Below are 24,562 nucleotides of genomic sequence, written 5' to 3'. Positions count from 1 at the left end.
TAATCCCCTCCGTCCCCTTTTCGGCGATAGCGTGGGCGTATCGTGGTGGGCGGCGAACGGTATTGGCCGCCGTCGCGGCGCGTGGCGGAAGCTGTGCGCATGAAGCCGATCTCGCGTATTTCCTTCGAAGGCCAGGTGGGCCTGGTGACCGGTGCTGCCGGTGGTCTGGGCCTGGCCTACAGCCGCTTGCTGGCCGAGCGTGGTGCGCACGTGCTGATGCATGACATCGGTGCTGGCACCGACGGCCGTGGTGCCTCGACGCTGCGCATTCTGCGCAGCGTCGAGGCATTGCAGATGCAGGGCCTGTCAGTGCAGGCCGCGAGCAGCCCGATTGACCATCGCGCAGGTTGCCACGCGCTGGTACAGGAGCTGCTGCACCAGCATGGCCGCATCGACTTCCTGATCCATAACGCTGGCTGGGTCGGGTACCAGGCGCTGGAAGCGATCGAGGACGACGCGCTGGAGCAGATGCTGTGCCTGGCCGCGAAGACGCCCTTGTGGTTGGCACAGGCGGCGTGGCCGGCGATGCGCGCGGCGGGCGGAGGGCGCATCGTCATCACCACGTCCGATCGCGCGCTGTATCCGCAGTACGCACAGCGCGGGCTGTCTGCGTACGCGATGGCCAAACTGGCTGCGCTCGGTCTGGTCAATGTGCTGGCACTGGAAGGTGCCGAGCATGGCATCGTGGTCAATGCGGTTTCGCCGGTGGCGAAGACGCGGATGTGGGGCATCGAGGGTGAGCCGGATGAACTTCATCCGGACGCGGTCGCACAGGGCGTGGCCTTCCTGGCGTCCACGCGCTGCCAGGACGGCGGCTGGGTGCTGCGCGCAAGCAACGGCCAGTTCCACGCGCTGCGCCTGCAGGAGGCCGAGCATGTGGCGTACCCAAGGGATCTGCGCGCGGTCAGTGCCGACAGCATCGAGTCGGTCGCCCTGCAATGGCCGGCCATCGCCCGCGCCAGCGTGGACGTGCGCGGCTGAGGGCGTACCCTAGGCAGGTTTCCACTGCCTGCTTCGAGATGATCGACCTGCGCCTGCTTCGCCAGTATGTGGCCGTGGCCGAAGAACTGCATTTCCACCGCGCCGCAGCCCGCCTGCACATGTCGCAGCCACCGCTGACGGCGGCAATCCGACGGCTGGAAGATGAACTGGGCAGTGAACTGATCGTGCGCGGCAACCGCACCCTGGGCCTGACCGTGGCCGGGCAGACCTTGCTGGTGGAGGCGCGGGCAACGCTGCAGCAGGCCGAGCAGGCAATGCAGCGCACGCGCGAAGCCGCCGCCGGACAGTCCGGCAGCCTGCGCGTAGGCTATGTGGGCAGTGCCCTGTATGGTCGCCTGCCGGGCTTGATCCGCCGCTTCCGCCAGATCTACCCGCACGTTCAGCTGCATCTGCAGGAAGCCACATCACGCCAGCAGCAGCTGTGGTTGCGTGAGCAGCGCATCGACGTCGGCGTGCTGATCCCACCGATTCCCGCCGCTGAGCTGGTGCTGCACGACTTCGATTACGACCGCCTGGCGATTGCGCTGCCGCGTGCGCATGCGCTGGCCGATGCGGCGGAGGTCAGTGTGGCGATGCTGGTTGACGAGTCGTTCGTGTCGTGGCCGGCGGGTGAGGGCATCGGCTTCCACGCGCAGGTGCTGGGCCTGTGCACTGCGGCGGGATTCACCCCGCGCGTCGTGCAGGAAGCGCAGGGCATGCATGCGGTGCTGTCGCTGGTGGCGGTGGATGCTGGCGTGGCGATCGTGCCAGCCAGCATGGCCAGCTTCCGTTCGCAGGAAATCGCTTATCGCCTGCTGGCCGATGAAGCAACGCGCTTCGCGCTGCAGTTCTGCACGCGCCCGGAAGCTCCGGCGCCGGTGCTGCGCAATTTCCTGGACGTTGCGAGCGCAAGCTGATCCCGTGGATCCGCTACGCCTTGCTGCCCTGGAACAGATGCGCAACGGCGTAGTCGATGAACACCCGCAGGCGTGCACTGGGATGGCGCCCACCGGGCCATAGCAACGAGAACTGCCCCTGGTGCGTGGGCAGTGCGGGCAGTACCCGTTGCAGGCGGCCATCGGTCAGCGCATCGGCCGCGAGGAAGTCCGGCATCCAGGCCAGGCCCATGCAACCGATCGCAGCGGCCAGCACGGCTTCCATGTTGTTGCAGGTCATCGCCGTGGGAAGGCGCGCGCCGGCATCGCCTTCGATGCCCGGCAGCTGCCACGGATGCAGCTTTCCGGTGGTGGGGTAACGGAAGCGCAGCGCGGTATGCAGGCGCAGCTCGCTCACATCACCGGGCGTGCCGTGCGCCTGCAGATAGCCCGGCGCCGCACAGAGGATGAAACGGAAGCCGCCCAGCCGCCGTGCGGTGAGGCTGGAATCGGCCAGTTCACCGCTGCGTATCACTGCATCCAGGCCTTCGCTGACTACATCAACGATGCGGTCGTTGAAGTCCAGTTCCAGCCGCACCTGCGGGTAGCGCCGCTGGAACCCGGGCAGTACCGGCAAGAGGAAGCGGTAGCCGATGGTGGGCAGGCCGATACGCAGCAGTCCACTGGGTGCGTGCTGGCGCTGTGCCAGGTCCGCCTGTGCTTCGGAAAGCTCGTCCAGCGCACGCCGGCAGCGCTGCAGCAGCAGTTCGCCTTCGTCGGTGAGGTGCACGCGGCGGGTGGTGCGCTGGAACAGACGGGTGCCGAGTTCCTGTTCAAGGCGGGCGATGCGCTTGCCCACGGCCGACGCGGAGAGGCCGAGGACGCGAGCGGCGCCGACGATGCTGCCAGCTTCGGCGGTACGGACGAAGGCCAGCAGGGCAGAGATGGAATCCATGCGGGCATGATTACGGAGCATTGGGCCGTAATCAACGTCCATCGAGCCTGTTTTTCAGGAATAGCGGCCTGTCCATCATCAATGCCCCTGATGGATGGAGGCCCGCATGGCCACGGTTTCGATGCTTTCCGTACCTTCCCACACGCAGCAGCGCTGGACGCTGCTTGCCGTCTGCCTGGCCGCGCTGGCGTTGCCGTTGTCCTTCTCGGCCGGTGCGGTGGCGGTGCCGGCGCTGGCCCGTTCCGCGGCGTCGTCGCCGACCGCGCTGGCGTGGGTGACCAACGCGTTCATGCTCACCTTCGGCAGCCTGCTGCTTGCTGCCGGTGGCCTGGCCGACCGCTATGGCCGACGACGGTTGTTCCTGCTGGGCACGGCAGGCTTCACCGTCGCCACGATCGTCGTCTGCCTCGCGCCCACGCTGCTGTGGCTGGATCTGGCGCGCGGGCTGCAGGGCGTTGCCGCTGCAGCGGCGTTGGCATCCGGCACCGCCGCGCTGGCGCATGCCTGGCAGGGGCCGGTGCGTGCCCGTGTGTTCGCCCTGCTGGGCACCACGTTCGGTGCAGGGTTGGCACTGGGGCCGCTGCTCGCGGGCCTGCTGCTGCAGGCTCTGGGATGGCGCAGTGTGTTCGCCGCGGGCGGTGTACTGACGCTGGCGGCGTTCGCCGTGGGCGCGCGCGCGTTGTCCGAAAGCCATGGCGAACGCGGGCGGCTGGATGTTGGCGGCATGCTGGGCTTCAGCCTGATGCTGGCGGCGTTGACCCTGGCCCTGTTGTGGCTGGGTGAATTCGGCCTGCATGCCATGCGCGTGCAACTGGCGCTGCTGGCGACGCTGTTGCTGGGCGGGGTATTCATCTGCATCGAACGGCTGCAGCGCTCACCGTTGCTGGACCTCTCGCTGTTCTCGCAACCGGCGTTCCTCGGTGTCCAGCTGCTGCCGGTCGCAACCTGCTTCGGCTACGTGGTGCTGCTGGTGGTACTGCCGCTGCAGTTGCTGGGCGTGCATGCACAGAGCACGACATTGGTCGGGCTGCAGATGCTGGCCTTGTCTGCGCCGATGCTGGTGCTGCCGATGCTGGCCGCGCAATGGGCGGAGCGCGTTGGAAGTGCGCGGCTGTGCACGCTGGGCCTGCTGGTCTGTGCCTCTGGCCTGTACCTGTTGTCGCGCCATGCATCGCATCCGTCGCCCTCGCAGTGGGTGCCGTTGCTGATGCTGGTCGGTGCAGGAACGGCCTTGCCGTGGGGCCTGATGGATGGGCTGTCGGTCAGCGTGGTGCCGGTACAGCGTGCGGGCATGGCCGCCGGCATCTTCGGAACCGTGCGGGTGGCTGGTGAGGGCATCGCATTGGCCGCAGTCACTGCCTTGCTTGCGCTGCTGATCGGCCACCAGCTGCAGGGAGCATCGCCCGCATCGTTGGCGCGCGCCGGTGCCTATCTGGCCACGGGGGCGCAGGCACAGGCGCAGGCACTGCTTCCGGCGATGAGCAGCGCACAACTGCAGCAGGCCAGTGCCGAGGCGCTGGCGATACTGCTGCGTGTCCTGGCGCTGCTGACCGCCGCATGCGCTGTGCTGCTGCACCTGCTGCTGCGGCGGCCCAGGTTGGCTGTGATCAGAACCGAGGGCTGAAGGCGTCGGTCACCCCGCGCGGGCAGCAGGGGGTGTGTCGGTTGCCAGCTGGTTTTCCTTTCCTGCGGGGGCTGCGCATTGGCTCGAAGGCCGTTGCTCAGGGCAGGCCGTCCGTCGCGCCGCGGATGCTCATCCAGGCGCCGCCGCCGGGGGCGCTGCCGGCGCGGACACGGAAGCCGTGCAGGCCGGCAATGGCGGCTACGATCGACAGGCCCAGGCCGAATCTAGGTCCCTGGCCGGCGCTGCTGCTGCCGCGGAAGAAGCGCTGGTAGATCAGCGAGCGGTCCTGCGGTGGGATGCCCGGCCCGTTGTCGATCACATCGATCCTGGGAACGCCTTGATCGTCCACTGCGCGCAGCAGGATGTGGCCCTGCGCCGGCGTGAACTGCAGGGCATTGGACAGCAGGTTGGCCAGCGCTTCGAACAGCAGCTCGCGGTCGCCACGCAGCGGGCCCACCTTCGGATCCACCTGCAGCTCCAGCAACTGCTGCTTTTCTTCGGCCAGGGGCAGGTAGAACTGGTGAAGTTCCTGCAGTAGCTCGGTGACGTCGACCGCGTCGAAGGCCGAACGTCGCTGGTGGCTCTCCAGTTCCGACACCCGCAGCAGCGCGGCGAAGCGCGCCATCAGCATGTCGGTCTCGGCCAGCGCCTTGTCCAGTGGATCGGCGTGCGGGTCCCGTTCGTCCAGGCCCACGCGCATGCGGTACAGGTGGGCACGCAGGCGGGTCAGAGGCGTGCGCAGGTCGTGGGCAATGCTGTCGCACACGCCCTTGACCTCGGTCATCAACTGCTCGATGCGCTCCAGCATGGCGTTGACGATGCTCGACAGCCGGTCGATCTCGTCGCGACGGCTGGAGACCGGCAGGCGCTGGCCGAGGTCGCCGGCAACGATGCGGTTGGTGGCCGCTTCGATCTGCTGGATCCGTTTCAACGGCCGCCGGCGCAGCAGATGCCAGCCCACCAGACCGGGAATGACGGTCAACGACACGCCCCACAGCAGTGCATCGAGGATGATGCTGTTGACCGCCATGAGCTTGCCGTTCTGGCGCACGAACACCAGCGTCCGACCATCGCGGGTCACCACGCCGAGCGCGCTGCCACCGTCCTCGTGCGGCCCATCGGCCAGCGTCCAACCCTCGACCGGATGCGAGCTGCCATCCAGCGGCAATCCCTCGGGGATGGCGGTCAGCGGGCCCGCCATCGGCATGCCGGCCTTGTCGAACAATCCATAGGTATAGACCTGGTGCAGATCGAAGCGCTGGCTGTCGCGCAACGCTTCATCCAGTGCCGGGCCGTCGAAGCTCATGAAAAGGTGCGCGCGCTGCTGCAGGCCCGATTCGGTCAGGTCACTCAGGTAATCCGAGATGCGCCAGTACATCACGCCCAGCAGCAGGCTCGACCACGCCACGAACAGGATGCAGTACAGGCCCAGCAGTCTGCTGCTGGAGGAGCGCCAGTGGTCAGGATTGCGCGTCGAAGACATAGCCGGTTCCACGGACGGTCATGATCGGCTGGGGCCGGCCGGGTTGTTCGATGCGTTTGCGCACGCGACCGATATGCACGTCGATCAGGTTGGTGCCCGGATCGAAGTGGTAGCCCCAGACTTCCTGGAACAGCATGCTGCGGGTGACCACCTGGCCGGCATTGCGGACCAGGAATTCGAGCAGCTTGAACTCTGTGGGCAGCAGTGCAATCTCGTGGCCACCGCGTCGCGCCGAACGGGTCATCAGGTCCAGTTCCAGGTCGCCGGCACGCAGTACGTTGTCGATGGCCGGGGCCTGGCGCCGGATCAGCACTTCCACGCGTGCGGCCATCTCGTCCGAAGCGAAGGGCTTGGTCAGGTAGTCATCGCCGCCGGCGCGCAGGCCGCGCACGCGCTCATCCACGTCAGACAGTGCGCTGATCATCAGCACCGGCGTGGTGATGCCTTCACGGCGCAACGTGGTGACCAGGGCCAGCCCGTCGATGCCGGGCAGCATGCGGTCCAGGGTGATCACCGCGTAGTCGCCTGCACGTGCCAGCGCCAGGCCGTCGCTGCCGTCGCTGGCCAGGTCCACGTCGAAGCCATGGCTGCGCAGTTCGGTGGCGATCTCCTCGGCGGTGACAAGATCGTCCTCGATGGTGAGTACGCGCGGCATGGGCCAGTGTGCAGAGTGGGACACGGGCATCCTCGCAATCGTGGGCAGCGACTGCAAATGAAAAATGTTTCATGCGCCATTTAGCAGGATCGTGCCGCCACGTCTTCTATATTCGGCGCCGAACGCTCCCCCACGCGTGGAACCTGCAGCCGATGATCCTTCCGAATCCCTCCCGTCCGTACCGTGCCTGGCGGTTGCCGCGAACCGTGGCCCTGCCGCTGCTGGCGCTTGTCCTGGTGGGGCTGCTCAGCGCCTGCGGCAAGGACGCGCCCAAGCCCGGCGCGACGACGCCTGAGGTGACGGTACTGACCCTGCGCAGCCAGCCGCTGGCACTGCAGCAGGAACTGCCTGGGCGCAGCGTCGCCTCGCAGGAATCGGACGTGCGCCCGCAGGTGGATGGCGTGCTGGTGAAGCGGTTGTTCGAGCAGGGCCAGTGGGTGAAGGCCGGGCAGCCGTTGTTCCAGATCGAGCCCGCGCTGTACCAGGCCGCGCTGAACGAGGCGCAGGCCAACCTGAAGACGGCCGAGGCCGCTGCGGTGACCGCGCGCCTGCGGGCGCAGCGCATGCAGGCGCTGGGCAAGGACCAGCTGGCCGCGCGCCAGGATGTGGACGATGCGATCGCGAGCGACCAGCAGGCTGCCGCCGCGGCGCAGGCCGCACAGGCCGCACGTGACACGGCCAGCACGCGGCTGGGGTTTGCCACGGTGACCTCGCCGATTGCCGGGCGCATCGGCCGCGCGCTGTTCACGCCGGGGGCGCTGGTCACCTCGGGCCAGGCCGAACCGCTGGCACGGGTGCAGCAGATGGACCCGATGAACGTGGACATCACCCAGTCCAGCAATGAGTACCTGGCACTGCGCCGCGCCATCGCCGACGGTGGCGTGCAGGTCGATACAGCACCAGTGCGGCTGCGGCTGTCCGATGGCACCGACTACCCGCTGCCCGGCACGCTGGAATTTGCCGACGTGGACGTGCAGCAGGAAACCGGCAGCATCACCCTGCGTGCGCGTTTCCCCAACCCGGATGGGCAGCTGCTGCCGGGCATGTATGTGCGCGCATTGGTGGGGCAGGGTACCCGCCAGCAGGCACTGCTGGTGCCACAGGCCGCGGTCGATCGCAGCCCCAAGGGCGAGGCACAGGCGTGGCTGGTGGACAAGGACGGCAAGGCGCGGCTGCGCCTGTTCCGCACCGCGCGTGCGGTGGGCGACCAGTGGCTGGTGCTCGATGGCCTGGCCGCCGGTGAACAGGTGGTGGTGGCCGGCGCGCAGGGCCTGGCCGATGGCATGACGGTACGGGTGAAGCCTGCGCCGGCACCGGCCGGGAAGGACTGAGCAGATGCTGCCGCGCTTCTTCATCCATCGCCCGGTATTCGCCTGGGTCCTGGCGATCTGCATCATGGCCTTCGGCACCATCGCGGTGACCCAGCTGCCGGTGGAGCAGTACCCGGACATCGCGCCGCCGCAGGTCAACATCACCGCGAACTACACCGGCGCCTCGGCGCAGACGGTGGAAGACAGCGTCACCCAGGTGATCGAACAGCAGATCAAGGGCATCGATCACCTGTTGTATTTCTCGTCGACCAGTTCGTCATCGGGGCAGGCGCGCATCACGGTCACCTTCGACCAGAGCGCCAACCCGGATATCGCCCAGGTGCAGGTGCAGAACAGCGTCAACCAGGCCATCAACCGGCTGCCGCAGGAAGTGCAGCAGCAGGGCGTGACGGTCGCCAAGTCGCAGGGCGATTCGCTGATGGTGGTCTCGTTGTACGACACCAGCCGGCGCATGGAGCGCGTGGACGTCTCCGATTTCCTGGTCAGTAACGTACAGGACCCGATCAGCCGCATTCCAGGTGTCGGCGAGATCAACGTGTTCGGCTCGGCTTACGCAATGCGTGTGTGGCTGGACCCGCACAAGCTGCGCGCCTATGACCTGATGCCCTCGGACGTGCGCGCCGCGATCCAGGCGCAGAACACCCAGGTGACGGCGGGTGAGCTGGGCGCGATGCCGTCCAGCCCGACGCAGAGCCTCAACGCCACGGTCACCGCGCAGTCACGCCTGCAGACCCCCGAACAGTTCCGCGCGATCATCCTGCGCACCCTGCCCAATGGCGCGGCGGTGTTGCTGGGCGACGTCGCGCGGGTCGAGATCGGCGCGGAGAACTACCAGACCAGCAGCTATCTCAACGGCTATCCGGCGGCTGGCTTCTCGGTCACCCTGGCCTCCGGTGCCAACGCATTGGCCACCGCCGATGCGGTCCGCGCGGAGATCGAACGGCTGCGGCCGACCTTCCCGCCGGGGCTGCAGGTGGCCTATCCGCGTGACAGCACACCGTTCGTGCGGGTCTCGATCGAGGGGGTCATCCATACCCTCATCGAAGCCATCGTGCTGGTGGTGGTGGTGATGTTCCTGTTCCTGCAGAACCTGCGTGCCACCTTGATCCCGGCGATCACGGTACCGGTGGTGCTGCTGGGCACCTTCGGCGTACTGGCGGTTGCCGGATTCACCATCAATACGCTGACCTTGTTCGCGATGGTGCTGGCGATCGGCCTGCTGGTCGACGACGCGATCGTGGTGGTGGAAAACGTGGAGCGCATCATCCACGACGAGCATCTGCCGCCGCGCGAGGCGACCGAAAAGTCGATGGGAGAGATCACCGGCGCGTTGATCGGCATCACCGTGGTGCTCGGTGCGGTGTTCCTGCCGATGGCGCTGTTCGGTGGTTCCACCGGCATCATCTACCGGCAGTTCTCGATCACGATTGCATCTGCCATGGCATTGTCGGCGTTGGTGGCGCTGACGCTGACCCCGGCGCTGTGCGCGACCCTGCTCAAGCCGTCTTCGGCGCAGAAGCCACAGGGTCGTTTCTTCCGGGCGTTCAACCGGGGCGTCGAGCGCAGCCAGCTGGCCTACCAGGGAAAGCTCGGTGGCGTCGTTACCCGGCCGCGGCGCTGGATGGCGTTCTACCTGCTGCTGGTGGTCGCCATGGTCGCGCTGTACGCACGGATGCCGACCGGTTTCCTGCCGGTGGAAGACCAGGGCCAGGTCACCTTCCAGTTCGCCACGCCGGAAGGCACGCCGATGGCACGTACCGAAGCGCTGGGCGAGCAGATCAGCCGCTACTTCATGGAGCACGAAAAGCAGAACCTGGACGTGGTGTTCGTGGTGGTCGGCCGCAACAATGCCGGCACCGGCCAGAACGCCGGGCAGGGCTTCCTCGCACTGAAACCCTGGGATGAGCGCACGGGCGACAACACCGCTGCGGCGATCATCACGCGAGCCAATGCCTACTTCCGCAGCTTGCCGGATGCCAAGGTCAATGTACTGGCACCGCCGGCGGTGCGTGGACTGGGCCAGTCCAGTGGCTTCGAACTGTGGCTGCAGGACACCAGCGCGGCCGGGCGCGTGGCCCTGCAGTCAGCGCAGGAACAGGTGGTGCGTGCGGCCGGCGAAGACGATGGGCTCACCTCGGTGCGCCTGAACGGTCTGGGCGACAAGGCCGAGCTGCGGCTGGACATCGACCATGCCCAGGCCAGCGCGCTGGGCCTGGCACAGGCCGACATCAATTCCACGCTGTCGGCGGCCTGGGGCGGCAGTTACATCAACGATTTCCTCGATCGTGGCCGGGTCAAGCGGGTCTACATGCAGGGCGACCAGCCCTACCGCAGCGTGCCCGACGACATCGGCCAGTGGTATGTGCGCGGTGGCAACGGCCAGATGGCGTCGTTCGCCAGTTTCGCCAGCAGCCACTGGGCACGCGGGCCGCAGCTGCAGCAGCGTTTCAATGGCCTGCCGGCAATGCAGATCCAGGGCAGCGCAGCTGAAGGGCGCAGCTCGGGCGAAGCGATGCAGCGCATGCAGGCGCTGGTTGCCGATCAACCCGGGTTCGACCTGCAGTGGAGTGGCCTGTCCTACCAGGAACAACTGGCCAGCAACCAGACGTTGTGGCTGTACACCGCCTCCATTGCTTTCATCTTCCTGTGCCTGGCGGCGCTCTATGAGAGCTGGACGGTGCCGGTGGCGGTGGTGCTGGTGATCCCGCTGGGCGTGATTGGTACGGTGCTGGCGACCACCGCGGCCGGGTTCGTCAACGACATCTACTTCCAGGTCGGTCTGCTGACGACCATCGGCCTGTCGGCCAAGAACGCGATCCTGATCGTGGAGTTTGCCGAGGCACGCTATCGCGCCGGCAGTTCAGCGGTGGAAGCGGCCCTGCAGGGCGCACGACTGCGCCTGCGCCCGATCGTGATGACGTCGTTGGCCTTCGTGGCTGGTGTGATCCCGTTGGCGTTGGCGACCGGTGCAGGCGCGGTCAGCCGCCGTGAAATCGGCATGAGCGTGATCGGCGGCATGGTCTCCGGTACGGTGCTGGCGGTGGTGCTGGTGCCGTTGTTCTTCGTGCTGGTGCGCCGCCTGGGCCGGTCACGGCCGCAGGACTGAGGGGGGACGCGGCTGTCATCTGGCTGCCGCAGCACCCTCACCCGTTCTTTGCCCAGGTGTCGCTAGCGTAGGTCGTCCCCGTCCCCCACGGAGACCTGCCATGTGGCTGCTCGATCATCTCTGGCCCGGCCGCAGACCCGTACCTCCCCCGGTCGCGGTCGAGCCGCAGGCGTCGCCCCGCCGGCCCTGGCTGAAACGACCGGTGCGGGCCGGTCGCAGCGGCATGGCTCCCTGGCAGAAGGTTGCCGCACCGCCACGACGCACGCGCCACTAACCGGTGCGGTCGGCGGGGTGATTGACCCCGTCATTGACCGGGATCACGCCCAGCGCGAACGGGTCGATGCCCTCCAGGCAGGCCACGTTGTAACCGTACTGCTCCGGGTTGGAGCGGCGCCGGTGATGGGTGTAGATGCCGCATACGCCACAGAAGTAGTGCTCGGCCACATGGGTGTTGAACTGGTACAGCTGCAGGTGGTTCTGCCCGCGCACCACCTGCAGTCCCGCGCGGGTGACGCTGGCGGCAATGGCACCCCGGCGCCGACACATCGAGCAGTCGCAGCGACGCGGATCGACGATGCCGTCCGGCAGGTCCAGCAGCAGTTCGACCGTGCCGCAATGGCAGGTGGCGCGGTGCCGGGGTTGGACCGGAACGCCGGCCACGGAAGTGATGCCCATCGTTGCTCCTGTGAAGTGAACCTGGCCGCAGAGGCCGCCGCCGACGGTGCGCCGGCCTGCCTGAACGGTCCGTAGATGCCACGGTGAACCCGCTTGTGGCTAACTATGCGGCTTCAAGACCGCGACAGGATGCCAGTGAAAGCCGCAGGACGATGGATGACAGGAAGTGCCATGGCGCTGCTGGCGCTGTGGGTGACCGGGCTGCTGACCTATCAGTTGCCGGGGCCGGGCTGGCTGGCCACCGGCGTCGCCGGGCTGTGGCTGCTGGTGGCGCTGTGGGCGTCGTGGCGGGTCGCGCGGGGCCGTGCCTCGCGCCGACTGGGCCTGGCCTTCGGGGCATCGCTGGCACTGGCCGGCCTGTGGTGGCTGCTGCTGACCCCACGCCAGGACCGGCTGTGGGCCGATGACGTGGCCCAGCGTCTGCACGTGGTGTCCTTCGATGGCCGCCACGTCGTGCTGGACAACGTGCGCGACTTCCGCTGGCGCACCGAAACCGACTACGACGCACACTGGGTGCGCCGCGAGTACGACCTGGACCAGCTGCGCTCGGCCGACCTGGTGCTGTCGTACTGGATGGGCCCGGCGATCGCCCACACCCTGATCTCGTTTGGTTTCGAGGACGGTCGCCACGTGGTGTTCTCGCTGGAGATCCGCAAGGAGCGCGGTGAATCGTTTTCTGCGCTGGGCGGCTTCTTCCGGAAATTCGAGATGACCCTGGTGGCCTCGGAAGAGACCGACATCATCCGCACGCGTACCAACGCGCGGGGCGAGGATGTCTACCTGTACCGCCTGCACGGCATGGATCGCGCGCAGCTGAAGGAACTGTTCGCTGCGTACATCGAACAGGCGCGTGAACTGGATGCCAAGCCGGGCTTCTACAACACGCTGACCAGCAACTGCACGACCATCGTCTTCGACCTGGCCCGCCACATCGCACCGCGCCTGCCGCTGGACTATCGCCTGCTGCTGTCCGGGTATCTGGCCGAGTACGCGCAGGAGGTGGGTGCGCTCACGCCGGGTGTGCCGTACGCCGAGCTGCATGACAAGGGCCGCATCACCCAGCGTGCGCTGGACCTGGGCAGCGGCGACCACTTCTCCACCGTGATCCGCCAGGGCGTGCCCGGCACCGAGCAGGACCCGCAGTAATGACCCGACTCTTCCTGATCCGCTGGCAGCGCGCGCTGCCGGTGTTGTTCGCCGCCTTCCTGCTGCTGGGCAGCAGCGGCTGCGCGATGGTGACCGTCAAGCAGGTCAAATCCAGCGATTCGCTGGTCAACAAGCGCGCCGACGTGCTCAACACCGGCAAGCTCAGCCCGGCCGCGCGCGAGACGCTCAGCGCGGCGGGCCTGGATGAGTCGCAGTGCGAGAAGGACTTCCTGGTCTGCCGCAGCACGTTGTTGATGACCGATGACCTCAATGTCGAGCAGCGGTTGTCGGCGCTGTCCGAACTGTGGGTGAAGGCCGCGCTGGCATTGACGCCGAAGAAGACCGCCGCCGGCGATCCGCCGATGAGCGATGCGGCGCTGGACGCCTGGCTGGAAGCCGCGCGCTATGCCTATGCCTACCTGTTCTACAGCGGCCGCTCACCGTCCGACCGGGCCTTCGAGGACCGGCAGACGCAGGTGCGCGACTACTACAACTACGCGGCAGAGAAGGCGGCAGTGGTGCTGTTCGTACGCGCACGCGCCGCTGCGCTGGCCGGCGAGGACTATACGAAGCCGCTCACGGTCGGTAGCTGGTCGCTGGCCTCCAACTACCAGCAGCTGGGCCTGAAGAGCATTCCGGCGCAGCTGGTGCCGGCGGGAACGGTCAGCTTCGTCGGCCTGCGCAGCACCTATCGCCGCGATGGCTTCGGTGCCGAGCTGGTGATGGTGATGGACCCGCCGAAACTGGTCGCGCCAGTGATCGCGCCGGACGGCCCAAAGGCTGAAACCGCGCAGGACGACGAGGACGACGAGCGTCGTGGCCGCCGCCACCGCCATGACGATTCGGTGCCCGAGTTCAGTGAGATGTCCTCGATCAACGTCACCGCACTGCTGCGGTTCGAGGGCAGCAGCCTGGAAGACGTGATGCGCACACGCCGGGTCGAGCTGGATGCCTATTCGCCGGAGGCGACCGAGCGCATCACCCTGCACGGCGAGCAGGTGCCGCTGGCCGGCAATTTCACCGCCGCCTACGGCCTGTGGCTGGCGCAGAGTGGCTTCGCCCGGCAGTCGCTACGCACCCTGTTCGGGATGAGCGAGGGCATCGGCGAGCCGCACATCTACCTGATGCAGCCGTGGGACCCGAACCGCCGCATCATCTTCATGCTGCACGGCCTGGCCAGCAGCCCGGAAGCGTGGGTGAACCTGGCCAACGAGATCATGGGTGACCCCGAGCTGCGCCAGCAGTTCCAGGTGTGGCAGGTCTATTACCCGACCAATGCGCCGATCGCGTTGAACCGCTACGAGATCGCCAATGCGTTCAACGACACGCTGAAGCATTTCGACCCCAACGGCAGCACGCGTGCGTCGAAGGACATGGTCTACATCGGCCACAGCATGGGCGGCGTGCTGGCGCGCTTGCTGGTGAGCGATTCCGGCGATGTACTGTGGAACGACCTGCTGGCCAACTACGATCTGAAGGGCGAGCGCCTGAAACGGGTGCAGACCAAACTGGGCCCGTTGCTGCACTTCAAGGCACAGCCGAACGTGGAGCGTGCGATCTTCATCGCTGCCCCACACCAGGGCACCGACATCGCAGGCAACAAGGTCGGTCGCCTGATCGGTCGCCTGGTGCGCCTGCCGCTGACCATCCTCGGCAAGTTCGAGGACGTGTTCATGGCACTCGCACAGGCCGAGCAGCAGGAGGACGGCACCGCCAAGCCGAAGATTCCCAACAGCATCGACAACCTCAAGGCCAGCGATCCGTTCGTGAAGGCCGCTGCGCAGCTGCCGATCGAAGCGGGCCTGAAGTACCACTCGATCATCGCCCAGCGCAAACCGGAACTGCCGGTGGAAAAGTCCGATGACGGGCTGGTGCCGTACTGGAGTGCGCACCTGCCGGGTGCGTTGTCGGAGAAGGTGATCATTTCCGGTCACAGCGTGCAGGAGACCCCGCAGGCCGTGCTGGAAGTGCGGCGCATCCTGCACCGGGATATCGATGACATGGGGACGGGTACCCGGTAGTGCCGGCCGCTGGCCGGCATTATCTGGACATTCCAGCGTTCGTGAGGTTGCCGGCCAGCGGCCGGCACTACCGCAATGCGGCTGCCTACACCCGCCGCGCGATCACCGTGGACAGCAGCGCCAGGCCGAAGGTGATCGCCAGGCACAGCAGGTAGCCGGTGTGTGGCGCGGCTTCCACGAACAGCGCGAACAGTGCACCGGAAACCGCCAGCGCGGTGGTCACCGACAGCGCCTCGCTCAACTGCAGCGCCGAGGTGTTGGCGCCCTGCTCATGCGGCGCGGACAACGACAGCGTCAGCACCGACAGGCTGGCGTAGATCATGCCCATGCCGAAGCCGGTCACCGCCCAGCCGACCAGCGCCACGGGCAGCGGCACCGCATTGAACAACACGGCCAGTGTGGCGGCGATGCCGACCGTCATCAGCGGTGTGCCCACGCGGAGCAGCTGCTGGCGCGACCAGCCGCGCTGCTGATGGCCCTGCAGCCAGGAGCCGGCGAACCAGCCCAGTGCACCGAGGCTGAGCACCGCGCCGGCCCAGCTGGGCGAGAGTCCGCGTTCGCGCTGCAGCAGCAGCGGCAGATAGGCTTCGCAGGCGAAGAAGGCCGCAGCGGCGATGCCACGCAGCGCGATCACGCTGGGCAACCCGCGGCGCAGCAGCAGCGTGCCGGCCGGCAGCAGGCGGTGCACGCAGAACAGCAGCGCCAGCAGCGCTGCGCCAATGCAGAGCAGGGCAGGCAGGCCGCGCTGCTGGCCACCGAAGTACAGCAGCAGCGCCGCCAGCGAGGCGCCGCTGGCCCAACGCACCACGTTGCCGCGACCATCGTCGCTGCTTCCTGCATCGGTCGGTTGCATGCGCGCCAGCGCCGGGCGCAGCAGCAGCGCGGCCGGGACCGCCAGCAGCGGTACCGCCAGGAACACCCAGCGCCAGCCGAGATGCTGCACGATCAACCCGCTCAGCGCGGGGCCGATCATCGACGGCACCACCCAGCCGGCCGAGAACGCGGCGAATACCTTCGGGCGCAGGTGCTCGGGATAGCTGCGCCCGACCATCACGTACAGTGAAACCGAGATCGCGCCCGCACCCAGGCCCTGCAGCAGGCGCCCGGCCACCAGCATGCCCATCCGCATCGCAAAGCCGGCCAGCAGCAGGCCCAGCACGAAGCAGGCCAGGCCGTACCACAGTGGCCTGGCGGGGCCATGGCGGTCGGCCCAGCGTCCGGCCAGGGTCATGCCGATCACACTGGTGGCCAGGGTACCGCCGAAGGCCAGCGCATACAGGCGCAGACCATCCAGCGCCTCGGCCACGGTGGGCATGGCGGCGGCCACCGCCAGGGCCTCGAAGGCATGCAGCGCCACCAGCGCCACCATGCCGATGGTGGTGGCGCGGTAGCGCGAGGACAGGATCGACGTATCGGACGGCGCGATGGCGTCGGCGGGCGAGAGGGTCGGGGTCATACGGGTCAGATGCGGGCCGCGCTTGTCAACTGGCGGCGAAGATAGCAGCATGACACCTCAACAGCAGTTGAGGTCAAGCAATGGTGTCCCAGGAACTGAGCGTGGGCGAAGTCGCCCAGCGCAGTGGCGTGGCGGTTTCCGCGCTGCATTTCTACGAGCGCAAGGGGCTGATCAGCAGCCTGCGCACCTCGGGCAACCAGCGCCGCTACAGCCGCGACGTGCTGCGCCGGCTGGCGGTGATCCGCGTCGCGCAGCGCGTGGGCATGCCGCTGGAAGCGGTCGGCCGTGCCTTCGAAAGCCTGCCCGAGGGGCGCGCACCGACCAAGGCCGACTGGGCCAAGCTGTCCGCGCGTTGGCGCACCGAGCTGGAGGAACGCATCCACATGCTGCAACTGCTGCGCGACGAACTGACCGGCTGCATCGGCTGCGGCTGCCTGTCGCTGCAGCGCTGCCGCCTGGCCAACCCGGGGGATGTGCTCGGCGAGCGCGGCGACGGCCCGATGCGCTGGGAGTGACCCACGAAAAGGGGACGGAGGGGATTAAGTCGTTAATGCACAAACGACTTAATCCCCTCCGTCCCCTTTTTTCTTACCAGACCGTGATCGTCTCGCCGCTCTGGATGCCTTCCACCGCGCGCTGGAAAGCCAGCGCCGCACGCTGCGCGCTCACCGCTTCAAAGCCAGGGAAGTAGGGGCCGTAGGCCGCCATCGATTCGATCAGCACGTTCGGGCTGACTACGTTGATGCGCAGGCCGCGCGGCAGCAGCTCGAGTGCGGCGGCGCGCACGAAGCCCTCCAGTGCGGCATTCACCGAGGTGGCGTTGACGCCATCGCGGATCGGCTGTGCGCTGACGATGCCGCTGGTCAGGGTGATCGAACCGCCGGCGTTGAGGTGGTGCTGCGCGGCCAGTGCCAGTCGCACCTGGCCCAGCAGCTTGTCCTGCAGGCCGATGTTGAACTGCTCGGGCGTCATCTCCTGCAGCGGGCCGAAGTGCAGCTTGCCAGCGGTTGAGATCACCGCATCGACCTGGCCGGTACGCGCGAACAGTTCGGCAACGCTGGCGTCGTCGGTCAGGTCGACGCGCAGCTCACCGCTGTTGCGGCCGGCGGCGAGGATCTGATGCTGCTGGCCGAGCTGGTGGGCGACTGCCTGGCCGAGGGTGCCGCTGGCACCGACGAGGAGGATCTTCATGGCCGTTCCTTGCGAGAGGGGGAATGGGCGCAGTCTGCGCCCTCACAGCGGGGTTAGGTAAGCGGCGTATGCTTCGCAGATTCCTAACTCTGGATTAGCAATGGATACCCTTCGCTGCATGCAGGCCTTCGTGGCGGTGGCCGAGCGTGGCAGCTTCGCCGGCGCCGCCGAACAGCTGCAGGTCTCAGCGGTGATGGTCGGCAAGTACATCCAGCAGCTGGAGGCGCACCTGGGCACTGCGTTGCTGCAACGGAACACCCGCCGTCAGCGCCTGACTGAAGCCGGCAGCGCCTACCTGGCCGGGTGCCGGCAGGTGCTGGAGCAGGTGCAGCAGGTCGAGGCCGACGTGGCCGGCCTGCAGGTTCAACCTCGCGGACTGCTGCGGGTCAGCGCGCCAACCACCTGGGGCAGTTGCGTGCTGGCGCCACAACTGGCCGGCCTGCTGCGCGCGCAGCCGCAGTTGAACATCGAGCTGGACCTGAGCAACCGCCGCGTGGACCTGATCGAGGATGGCTTCGACGTGGCGATCCGGGTCGGGCCGCTGCCATCGCAGGAGGTGGTGGCGCGGCCGCTGCCCCCCTATGCGATGAGCCTGTGTGCGGCGCCGTCGTACCTGCGCCGGCGCGGCACGCCGCGCACGCCTGCGGATCTGCAGGGGCATGATTGCCTCAGCCACCTGGCCTGGCGCGGCGGCCATGGTTGGCAGCTGGCCAACGGCGAACAGGTGGATTGGGAGGCGCGGTTGACCTGCAACGATGGAGTCGCGTTGCGCGAGGCCGCCGTGGCCGGGGCGGGACTGGTGCTGCAGCCGACCGCGCTGCTGGCCGGCGAGATCGCGGCCGGGCGGTTGAAGCCGCTGCTGCGCGACTACCTGCCCGAGCCGCGGCCGATGCATCTGATCTACCTGCCGGATCGACGGCCGCGCCCGCGGTTGCAGTGCTTCGTCGATTTCGTCATGGCCACATTGGGGCGGTGATCGTCGGGCGAGCCGGGGTCAGATCCCTTTGCCTCGGCAAAGAGATCTGACCCCAGGAGGTCAATCATTCGCCGCAGACAACTCCTGCCCGCGCACCTGCGCGGCGCGCAGCGCGGTGTCCACCAGCGCCTCGAAACCACCGGCCTGGAAGCTCTCGATCGCGGCCTGGGTGGTGCCGTTCGGCGAGGTCACGCGACGGCGCAGCTCGGCCGGGCTTTCACCGGCCTCATCAAGCATGCGCGAGGCGCCCAGCAGGGTCTGCACCACCAGCGCACGCGCAGCGTCGGCCGGCAGGCCCTGGGCGATCCCCGCCGCTTCCATCGCTTCTGCCAGCAGGAATACGTAGGCGGGGCCGCTGCCGGACACCGCAGTGACCGAATCCATCAGCGATTCGCTGTCGATCCACACCGTGCGCCCGGCACTGGCCAGCACCTGTTCGGCGCGCGCGTGCTGCTGTGCATCCACCGATGGCGTGGCATACAGGCCGGTCACGCCGGCGCCGAGCAGGGCGGGGGTGTTGGGCATCGCGCGCACCACCGCCAGGCTGCCACCCAGCCAGCGTTCCAGCTGCGCGCTGGTGATGCCGGCGGCGATCGACACCACCAATGGCCGGTTCGCCTGCGCCAGCGCCTGCAGCGACTGGCACACATCGCGCAGCACCTGCGGCTTCACCGCCAGCAGCCAGGTGCGGCCCTGTGCGGCCGCATCGGCGGCGTTGTCGTGTACCTGCACGCCGAAATCGGTGGCCAGCGACTCGCGCAGTGCTGCAACCGGTTCGGCCACGTGGATGTGTGCGGCAGGCGCGCCCTGGCGGATCAGGCCGGCGATCAGGCTGCGGGCCATGTTGCCGCCGCCGATGAAGGTGATGGAATCAGCTGCCATGGAAGTCTCCTTGGAAAGTCAGGCCGGGCGCGGGCGGGCGCCGAACAGGGCGGTGCCGATGCGCACCAGGGTGGCCCCCTCGGCGATGGCTTCGGCGTAGTCGCTGCTCATGCCCATCGACAGCGTGTCGATCTGCGCGTGCTGGGCAGCCAGCGACTGGAAAAGTGTGCGCATGCGCACGAATGCATCCCGACGGCGCTCCGCTTCCGGCCACGGTGCGGGAATCGCCATCAGGCCACGCAGGCGCAGGCTGGGTTCGGCGGCAATCGCGGCGGCCAGTGCATCCACGTCTTCCGGTGCACAGCCATGCTTGCTGGATTCATCGTCGATGTTGACCTGGATCAGTACGTTCAGCGGGCCGCGCGTGGCCGGGCGATGGCGTGCCAGCGCGGTCACCAGCTTGGGACGGTCCACGCTCTGCACCCAGTCGAAATGGCTGGCCACGGCCTCGGCCTTGTTCGACTGCAGGTGGCCGATCAGGTGCCATTCCAGCGCCAGGTGCTGCAGCGCCTGCATCTTGGCCAGTGCTTCCTGCACGTAGTTCTCGCCGAAGGCGTGCTGGCCCTGCGCGGCCAGCGCCGCCACGGCCTCGGCCGGCTGGGTCTTGGACACCGCCAGCAGGCGTGGATCGGGCCTGCCAGCGGCCTCGGCGGCGGCGTGCAGGTTGCTCAGGATCTGGGGCAGGGGAGTGGCCACGTAACGCGTTCCGTTGAATCAGGAGGCTATACTGCCGCCCGGGGAAAGATCCTTCCAGTCGAAGCCGTTATTGGGGAGTAGCCGCTCATGGATATCGCCGAGCTGTTGGCGTTTTCCGTAAAGAACAAAGCGTCCGACCTGCATCTGTCCGCAGGCCTGCCGCCGATGATCCGCGTGGACGGCGACGTGCGCCGGATCAACATCCCAGCCCTGGACCACAAGCAGGTCCACGCGCTGGTGTACGACATCATGTCCGACAAGCAGCGCCGCGATTACGAGGAATTCCTCGAAGTGGACTTCTCCTTCGAGATCCCGTCGCTGGCGCGCTTCCGTGTCAACGCGTTCAACCAGAACCGCGGCGCCGGTGCGGTGTTCCGTACCATTCCGTCCGAGGTGCTCACCCTTGAGGACCTGGCCTGCCCGCCGCTGTTCCGCGAAGTGATCCAGCAGCCGCAGGGCCTGATCCTGGTGACCGGCCCGACCGGCTCGGGCAAGTCGACCACGCTGGCGGCGATGATCGACTACATCAACAAGAACGAATACGGCCACATCCTCACCGTCGAGGATCCGATCGAATTCGTGCACACCTCGCAGAAGTGCCTGATCAACCAGCGCGAAGTGCACCGCGACACGCATGGCTTCAACGAAGCGCTGCGCTCGGCGCTGCGTGAGGATCCGGACATCATCCTGGTCGGCGAGTTGCGCGACCTGGAAACCATCCGCCTGGCGCTGACCGCCGCGGAGACCGGCCACCTGGTGTTCGGCACCCTGCACACCAGCTCGGCGGCCAAGACCATCGACCGTATCATCGACGTGTTCCCGGCCGGCGAAAAGCCGATGGTGCGTTCGATGCTGTCCGAATCGCTGCGTGCGGTGATCTCGCAGGCGCTGCTGAAGAAGGTCGGTGGTGGTCGTACCGCTGCGTGGGAAATCATGGTCGGCACCCCGGCCATCCGCAACCTGATCCGCGAGGACAAGGTGGCGCAGATGTACTCGGCCATCCAGACCGGCCAGCAGTACGGCATGATGACCCTGGACCAGCACCTGCAGGACCTGGTCAAGCGCAGCCTGATCACCCGCAACCAGGCCCGCGACTACGCCAAGGACAAGCGCCTGTTCGAGTAAGGCGGGCAGCCACGGGGCGGCGTGCGCCAGTGCGCCGCCGTTCCCGCGCCGTTTCCGCCTCCGACCGTTTCCTGGTACATGCCCCATTGGGAGCCCGCCGTGAACACCACCGCGACCACCATCGATTTCACTTCGTTCCTCAAGCTGATGGCGCACCAGCGCGCCTCGGACCTGTTCATCACCGCAGGCATGCCGCCGGCGATGAAGGTCAACGGCAAGATCTCGCCGATCACGCAGACCCCGCTCACGCCGCAGCAGAGCCGCGACCTGGTGCTCAACGTGATGACCCCGGCGCAGCGCGAGGAATTCGAGAAGACCCACGAGTGCAACTTCGCCATCGGCCTGTCCGGTGTCGGCCGCTTCCGTGTCAGCTGCTTCTACCAGCGCAACCAGGTCGGCATGGTGCTGCGTCGCATCGAGACGCGCATTCCGACCGTGGAAGAGCTGAGCCTGCCGCCGATCATCAAGACGCTGGCGATGACCAAGCGCGGCATCATCCTGTTCGTCGGTGCCACCGGTACCGGTAAGTCGACCTCGCTGGCAGCGATGATCGGCTACCGCAACCAGAACTCGACCGGCCACATCATCACCATCGAAGACCCGATCGAGTTCGTGCACAAGCACGAGGGCTGCATCATCACCCAGCGCGAAGTCGGCATCGATACCGACAGCTGGGAAGCGGCCCTGAAGAACACCCTGCGCCAGGCGCCGGACGTGATCATGATCGGCGAGGTGCGTACCCGCGAAGGCATGGACCACGCCATCGCGTTCGCCGAAACCGGCCACCTGGTGCTGTGCACCCTGCATGCCAACAACGCCAACCAGGCGATGGACCGCATCGTCAACTTCTTCCCGGAAGACCGCCGCAACCAGCTGCTGATGGACCTGTCGCTGAACCTCAAGGGCGTGGTCGCGCAGCAGCTGATTCCTTCGCCGGATGGTCGCTCGCGCAAGGTGGCGATGGAGATCCTGCTGGGCACGCCGCTGGTGCAGGACTACATCCGCGACGGCGAGATCCACAAGCTGAAGGAAGTGATGAAGGATTCGGTCCAGCTGGGCATGAAGACCTTCGACCAGAGCCTGTTCGAGCTGTACCAGGCTGGCGAGATCAGCTACGAGGACGCGCTGCGCTACGCCGATTCGCAGAACGAGGTGCGCCTGCGCATCAAGCTCAGCCAGGGCGGCGACGCGCGCACCCTGTCGCAGGGGCTGGATGGCGTGGAGATCTCCGAGATCCGATGACCTGGGTGTTCCGTAGAGTCGAGCTTGCTCGACTGTTCTTTTCGAGCCGAGCAAGCTCGACCCTACGGGCGAGCGGCTGCGCGTATTGATGAGTTCCAGTCATGACCAACTGCAACGCTGCCCATTCAATCGGTTGCCCTTGCAGGCGTATCGTCAGCGCTCCCCCTCTGGAGCACGATGATGCAGACACGTGAACTGGGCCGCAGTGGCCTGAAGGTTTCCGCCCTGGGCCTGGGCTGCATGGGCCTGAGCCATGGCTATGGCCAACCAGTGCAGCAGGACCAGGGCATTGCCCTGCTGCACGCGGCGGTCGAACGCGGCGTGACCTTCTTCGATACCGCCGAGGTGTACGGGCCGTACACCAACGAAGACCTGCTCGGCCAGGCGCTGGCGCCGTATCGCGACAGGCTGGTGATCGCCACCAAGTTCGGCTTCAAGGATGCGCGCGTCGATACCGGCCTGGACAGCCGCCCGGAGAACATCCGTGCGGTGGCGGAGGCCAGCCTCAAGCGCCTGCGCACCGACCATATCGACCTGTTCTACCAGCACCGCGTCGACCCGAACGTGCCGATCGAGGACGTGGCCGGCACCGTGCGCGATCTGATCGCCGAAGGCAAGGTCGGCCACTTCGGCCTGTCCGAGGCCAGCGCCGCCACCGTGCGCCGTGCGCACGCGGTGCAGCCGGTTGCTGCCGTGCAGAGCGAGTACTCGCTGTGGTGGCGCGAGCCCGAGCGCGACCTGCTGCCGACTCTGCAGGAACTGGGCATCGGCTTCGTGCCGTTCAGTCCGCTCGGCCGCGGCTTCCTGACCGGCGCGATCAACGCCGACACCACCTTCGACGCCAACGATTTCCGCAACAGCGTACCGCGCTTCGAAGTGGAAGCCCGCCGCGCCAATCAGGCGCTGGTTGATCGCATCGCCACGATTGCTGCAGCACGCGGCGCGACGCCGGCGCAGGTGGCGCTGGCCTGGCTGCTGGCGCAGGCGCCGTGGATCGTGCCGATTCCGGGCACCACCAAGGTCCACCGCCTGGAAGAGAACCTGGGCGCGGCTGACCTGCAGCTCGCACCGGAAGAGCTGCAGCGCATCGCGCAGACGTTGGAAGAAATCTCCATCGTCGGCGAGCGCTACAACGCGCAGCGCGCCGCGCAGGCCAAGGGCTGACCGCCGGGCCACCCTGCCTCTGGCGGGTGCAGACCGAGGTGGGTGCGGACCGTTGGTCCGCACACCTCATCCCGCCATCGGCCCGCGCAGCGCATCAAGCACCGTGCGCATCGCTACGGTGACGTGGCGGCGCGACGGGTAATACGCGTAGTAGCCATCGAAGTGCGGGCACCAGTCGTCCAGCACCGACTGCAGGCGGCCATCGTCCAGCATCGGCTGCACCTGGTCCTCCGGCAGCCAGGCCAGCCCGCTGCCGGCCAGCGCGGCAGCACGGGTCATGCCCATGGTGTTGAAGGTCCATTGTCCGGTCACGCGCAGGCTCAGTTCGTTGCCGTCCTGGCCGAAATCCCACGGCATCAGCCCACCATGCGTAGGCAGGCGCAGGGTGATGCAGTTGTGGTTGGCCAGGTCGTGCGGATGCCGTGGCACCACATGCTGGCGGAAGTAGCTGGGTGCACCGACCACGCGCATGCGCAGCGGCGGGCTGATCGGCACGGCGATCATGTCGCGGGCCAGGCGTTCGCCGAGGCGGATGCCGATGTCGTAGCGCTCGGCGACGATATCGGCCAGGCCGTAGTCGGTGGTCAGTTCCACCTTCAGGTCCGGATACTGCTGCAGCAATGGCGCCAGCCGCGGCCAGGCAAGGTACTCGGCGGCATGGCCGGTGGCGTTGATGCGGATGGTGCCGGCCGGGCGTTCGCGATACTCCGTCAGCGCGGCCAGCTCATCCTCGATCTCGGCCAGGCGTGGAGCGAGGGTCTTGAGCAGGCGGGCGCCGGCCTCGGTGGTGGACACGCTGCGGGTGGTCCGGGTCAGCAGGCGCACGCCCAGGCGCTCTTCCAGGCCACGCAGGGCATGGCTGAGCGCGGACTGGGAGACACCCAGCTGGGCGGCCGCCCTGGTGAAGCTGCCTTCGCGGGCGACGTGGACGAAGGCCTGCAGGTCGTTGAGGTTTTCACGGGGCATGGCGGGATGATA

At 67.4% G+C, this 24,562-nt stretch carries 21 protein-coding genes; 12 read left to right on the top strand and 9 right to left on the bottom strand.

Translation table 11 applies throughout. The features are described from left to right. Positions 1-99: 99 nt before the first annotated feature. Positions 100-981 (top strand): SDR family oxidoreductase, encoded by an 882-nt coding sequence (locus VPH47_RS16355; protein ID WP_368851272.1) that lies wholly within the window; start codon positions 100-102, stop codon positions 979-981. A gap of 38 nt (positions 982-1,019) precedes the next feature. Then, complete coding sequence (locus tag VPH47_RS16350; protein WP_368851271.1) at positions 1,020-1,898, top strand: LysR substrate-binding domain-containing protein; 879 nt, start codon at positions 1,020-1,022, stop codon at positions 1,896-1,898. 13 nt (positions 1,899-1,911) lie between these two features. Here VPH47_RS16350 and VPH47_RS16345 read toward each other — a convergent pair whose 3' ends face one another. Beyond that, positions 1,912-2,811 carry a LysR substrate-binding domain-containing protein gene (locus VPH47_RS16345; RefSeq protein WP_368851270.1) on the bottom strand — a complete coding sequence of 300 codons (900 nt, stop codon included), beginning with the start codon at positions 2,809-2,811 and terminating at the stop codon, positions 1,912-1,914. A gap of 106 nt (positions 2,812-2,917) precedes the next feature. Here VPH47_RS16345 and VPH47_RS16340 point away from each other — a divergent pair, with 106 nt between their 5' ends. Continuing rightward, entirely contained in the window at positions 2,918-4,435 is a 1,518-nt protein-coding gene (locus VPH47_RS16340; protein ID WP_368851269.1) for an MFS transporter, read from the top strand. Positions 4,436-4,532: 97 nt separating this feature from the next. Here VPH47_RS16340 and VPH47_RS16335 read toward each other — a convergent pair whose 3' ends face one another. Together VPH47_RS16335 and VPH47_RS16330 are read right to left on the bottom strand one after the other, a co-directional pair. After that, entirely contained in the window at positions 4,533-5,918 is a 1,386-nt protein-coding gene (locus VPH47_RS16335; protein ID WP_368851268.1) for a sensor histidine kinase, read from the bottom strand. Then, positions 5,896-6,573 carry a response regulator transcription factor gene (locus tag VPH47_RS16330; protein ID WP_110711370.1) on the bottom strand — a complete coding sequence of 226 codons (678 nt, stop codon included), beginning with the start codon at positions 6,571-6,573 and terminating at the stop codon, positions 5,896-5,898. Before VPH47_RS16330 ends, VPH47_RS16335 begins: the two co-directional genes overlap by 23 nt. A 152-nt stretch (positions 6,574-6,725) precedes the next feature. Between VPH47_RS16330 and VPH47_RS16325 the strand changes: the two genes are divergently transcribed. Both VPH47_RS16325 and VPH47_RS16320 read left to right on the top strand, forming a co-directional pair. Continuing rightward, complete coding sequence (locus VPH47_RS16325; protein WP_368851267.1) at positions 6,726-7,904, top strand: efflux RND transporter periplasmic adaptor subunit; 1,179 nt, start codon at positions 6,726-6,728, stop codon at positions 7,902-7,904. A gap of 4 nt (positions 7,905-7,908) precedes the next feature. Next, entirely contained in the window at positions 7,909-11,010 is a 3,102-nt protein-coding gene (locus tag VPH47_RS16320) for an efflux RND transporter permease subunit (protein ID WP_368851266.1), read from the top strand. Positions 11,011-11,280: 270 nt separating this feature from the next. On the opposite strand, the gene VPH47_RS16315 is transcribed toward VPH47_RS16320, so the two are convergent. Next, positions 11,281-11,685 (bottom strand): GFA family protein, encoded by a 405-nt coding sequence (locus VPH47_RS16315; protein WP_110711375.1) that lies wholly within the window; start codon positions 11,683-11,685, stop codon positions 11,281-11,283. A gap of 171 nt (positions 11,686-11,856) precedes the next feature. On the opposite strand from VPH47_RS16315, the gene VPH47_RS16310 reads away from it, so the two are divergent. Together VPH47_RS16310 and VPH47_RS16305 are read left to right on the top strand one after the other, a co-directional pair. Continuing rightward, entirely contained in the window at positions 11,857-12,831 is a 975-nt protein-coding gene (locus VPH47_RS16310; protein WP_368851601.1) for a DUF4105 domain-containing protein, read from the top strand. Then, positions 12,831-14,852, top strand: coding sequence for an esterase/lipase family protein (locus VPH47_RS16305; protein WP_368851265.1), 2,022 nt, complete (start codon positions 12,831-12,833; stop codon positions 14,850-14,852). Before VPH47_RS16310 ends, VPH47_RS16305 begins: the two co-directional genes overlap by 1 nt. 85 nt (positions 14,853-14,937) lie before the next feature. On the opposite strand, the gene VPH47_RS16300 is transcribed toward VPH47_RS16305, so the two are convergent. After that, a complete protein-coding gene (locus VPH47_RS16300; RefSeq protein ID WP_197611336.1) occupies positions 14,938-16,359 on the bottom strand; it encodes an MFS transporter in 1,422 nt (473 codons plus the stop codon). A gap of 29 nt (positions 16,360-16,388) precedes the next feature. Between VPH47_RS16300 and soxR the strand changes: the two genes are divergently transcribed. After that, the gene (gene soxR / locus VPH47_RS16295; protein ID WP_094002028.1) at positions 16,389-16,823 is read left to right on the top strand and encodes a redox-sensitive transcriptional activator SoxR; all 435 of its coding nucleotides are present in this window, start codon (positions 16,389-16,391) and stop codon (positions 16,821-16,823) included. A 73-nt stretch (positions 16,824-16,896) separates the two neighbouring features. Here soxR and VPH47_RS16290 read toward each other — a convergent pair whose 3' ends face one another. Continuing rightward, on the bottom strand, positions 16,897-17,499 hold the full coding sequence (locus VPH47_RS16290) for a short chain dehydrogenase (RefSeq protein ID WP_368851264.1): 603 nt from the start codon (positions 17,497-17,499) through the stop codon (positions 16,897-16,899). Between the two features lie 100 nt (positions 17,500-17,599). Between VPH47_RS16290 and VPH47_RS16285 the strand changes: the two genes are divergently transcribed. Then, positions 17,600-18,475: a LysR family transcriptional regulator gene (locus VPH47_RS16285; RefSeq protein ID WP_368851263.1), complete on the top strand. Its 876-nt coding sequence runs from the start codon at positions 17,600-17,602 to the stop codon at positions 18,473-18,475. 60 nt (positions 18,476-18,535) lie between these two features. On the opposite strand, the gene proC is transcribed toward VPH47_RS16285, so the two are convergent. Both proC and VPH47_RS16275 read right to left on the bottom strand, forming a co-directional pair. Further along, the gene (gene proC, locus VPH47_RS16280) at positions 18,536-19,357 is read right to left on the bottom strand and encodes a pyrroline-5-carboxylate reductase (RefSeq protein WP_368851262.1); all 822 of its coding nucleotides are present in this window, start codon (positions 19,355-19,357) and stop codon (positions 18,536-18,538) included. Positions 19,358-19,375: 18 nt separating this feature from the next. Next, positions 19,376-20,053, bottom strand: coding sequence for a YggS family pyridoxal phosphate-dependent enzyme (locus tag VPH47_RS16275; RefSeq protein ID WP_180854085.1), 678 nt, complete (start codon positions 20,051-20,053; stop codon positions 19,376-19,378). 87 nt (positions 20,054-20,140) lie between these two features. Here VPH47_RS16275 and VPH47_RS16270 point away from each other — a divergent pair, with 87 nt between their 5' ends. From VPH47_RS16270 to VPH47_RS16260, 3 genes are all read left to right on the top strand, one after another. Next, complete coding sequence (locus tag VPH47_RS16270) at positions 20,141-21,178, top strand: type IV pilus twitching motility protein PilT (RefSeq protein ID WP_006422551.1); 1,038 nt, start codon at positions 20,141-20,143, stop codon at positions 21,176-21,178. 99 nt (positions 21,179-21,277) lie between these two features. Then, on the top strand, positions 21,278-22,420 hold the full coding sequence (locus VPH47_RS16265) for a PilT/PilU family type 4a pilus ATPase (protein ID WP_006422552.1): 1,143 nt from the start codon (positions 21,278-21,280) through the stop codon (positions 22,418-22,420). A gap of 180 nt (positions 22,421-22,600) precedes the next feature. Then, positions 22,601-23,584 (top strand): aldo/keto reductase, encoded by a 984-nt coding sequence (locus tag VPH47_RS16260; protein ID WP_368851261.1) that lies wholly within the window; start codon positions 22,601-22,603, stop codon positions 23,582-23,584. 66 nt (positions 23,585-23,650) lie between these two features. Here the strand turns inward: VPH47_RS16260 and VPH47_RS16255 are convergent, their stop codons facing one another. Next, positions 23,651-24,550 (bottom strand): LysR family transcriptional regulator, encoded by a 900-nt coding sequence (locus VPH47_RS16255; protein WP_110711393.1) that lies wholly within the window; start codon positions 24,548-24,550, stop codon positions 23,651-23,653. Between the last annotated feature and the right edge of the window lie 12 nt (positions 24,551-24,562).

The organism is Stenotrophomonas sp. WED208 (assembly GCF_040984485.1).
GTDB lineage: Bacteria > Pseudomonadota > Gammaproteobacteria > Xanthomonadales > Xanthomonadaceae > Stenotrophomonas > Stenotrophomonas riyadhensis.
Note: the sequence above shows the minus strand (reverse complement) of the source record. Positions and strands in the feature narration are given on the sequence as shown.

Bases quoted from the DNA above. Each gene is read 5' to 3' on its own strand.
- VPH47_RS16350 (WP_368851271.1), top strand. From the start codon at position 1,020: ATGATCGACCTGCGCCTGCTTCGCCAGTATGTGGCCGTGGCCGAAGAA.
- VPH47_RS16290 (WP_368851264.1), bottom strand. From the start codon at position 17,499: ATGAAGATCCTCCTCGTCGGTGCCAGCGGCACCCTCGGCCAGGCAGTC.
- VPH47_RS16270 (WP_006422551.1), top strand. From the start codon at position 20,141: ATGGATATCGCCGAGCTGTTGGCGTTTTCCGTAAAGAACAAAGCGTCC.
- proC (WP_368851262.1), bottom strand. From the start codon at position 19,357: ATGGCAGCTGATTCCATCACCTTCATCGGCGGCGGCAACATGGCCCGC.
- soxR (WP_094002028.1), top strand. From the start codon at position 16,389: ATGGTGTCCCAGGAACTGAGCGTGGGCGAAGTCGCCCAGCGCAGTGGC.
- VPH47_RS16345 (WP_368851270.1), bottom strand. From the start codon at position 2,811: ATGGATTCCATCTCTGCCCTGCTGGCCTTCGTCCGTACCGCCGAAGCT.
- VPH47_RS16355 (WP_368851272.1), top strand. From the start codon at position 100: ATGAAGCCGATCTCGCGTATTTCCTTCGAAGGCCAGGTGGGCCTGGTG.
- VPH47_RS16330 (WP_110711370.1), bottom strand. From the start codon at position 6,573: ATGCCGCGCGTACTCACCATCGAGGACGATCTTGTCACCGCCGAGGAG.
- VPH47_RS16320 (WP_368851266.1), top strand. From the start codon at position 7,909: ATGCTGCCGCGCTTCTTCATCCATCGCCCGGTATTCGCCTGGGTCCTG.
- VPH47_RS16305 (WP_368851265.1), top strand. From the start codon at position 12,831: ATGACCCGACTCTTCCTGATCCGCTGGCAGCGCGCGCTGCCGGTGTTG.
- VPH47_RS16315 (WP_110711375.1), bottom strand. From the start codon at position 11,685: ATGGGCATCACTTCCGTGGCCGGCGTTCCGGTCCAACCCCGGCACCGC.
- VPH47_RS16285 (WP_368851263.1), top strand. From the start codon at position 17,600: ATGGATACCCTTCGCTGCATGCAGGCCTTCGTGGCGGTGGCCGAGCGT.
- VPH47_RS16255 (WP_110711393.1), bottom strand. From the start codon at position 24,550: ATGCCCCGTGAAAACCTCAACGACCTGCAGGCCTTCGTCCACGTCGCC.
- VPH47_RS16300 (WP_197611336.1), bottom strand. From the start codon at position 16,359: ATGCTGCTATCTTCGCCGCCAGTTGACAAGCGCGGCCCGCATCTGACC.
- VPH47_RS16335 (WP_368851268.1), bottom strand. From the start codon at position 5,918: ATGTCTTCGACGCGCAATCCTGACCACTGGCGCTCCTCCAGCAGCAGA.
- VPH47_RS16260 (WP_368851261.1), top strand. From the start codon at position 22,601: ATGCAGACACGTGAACTGGGCCGCAGTGGCCTGAAGGTTTCCGCCCTG.
- VPH47_RS16340 (WP_368851269.1), top strand. From the start codon at position 2,918: ATGGCCACGGTTTCGATGCTTTCCGTACCTTCCCACACGCAGCAGCGC.
- VPH47_RS16325 (WP_368851267.1), top strand. From the start codon at position 6,726: ATGATCCTTCCGAATCCCTCCCGTCCGTACCGTGCCTGGCGGTTGCCG.
- VPH47_RS16310 (WP_368851601.1), top strand. From the start codon at position 11,857: ATGGCGCTGCTGGCGCTGTGGGTGACCGGGCTGCTGACCTATCAGTTG.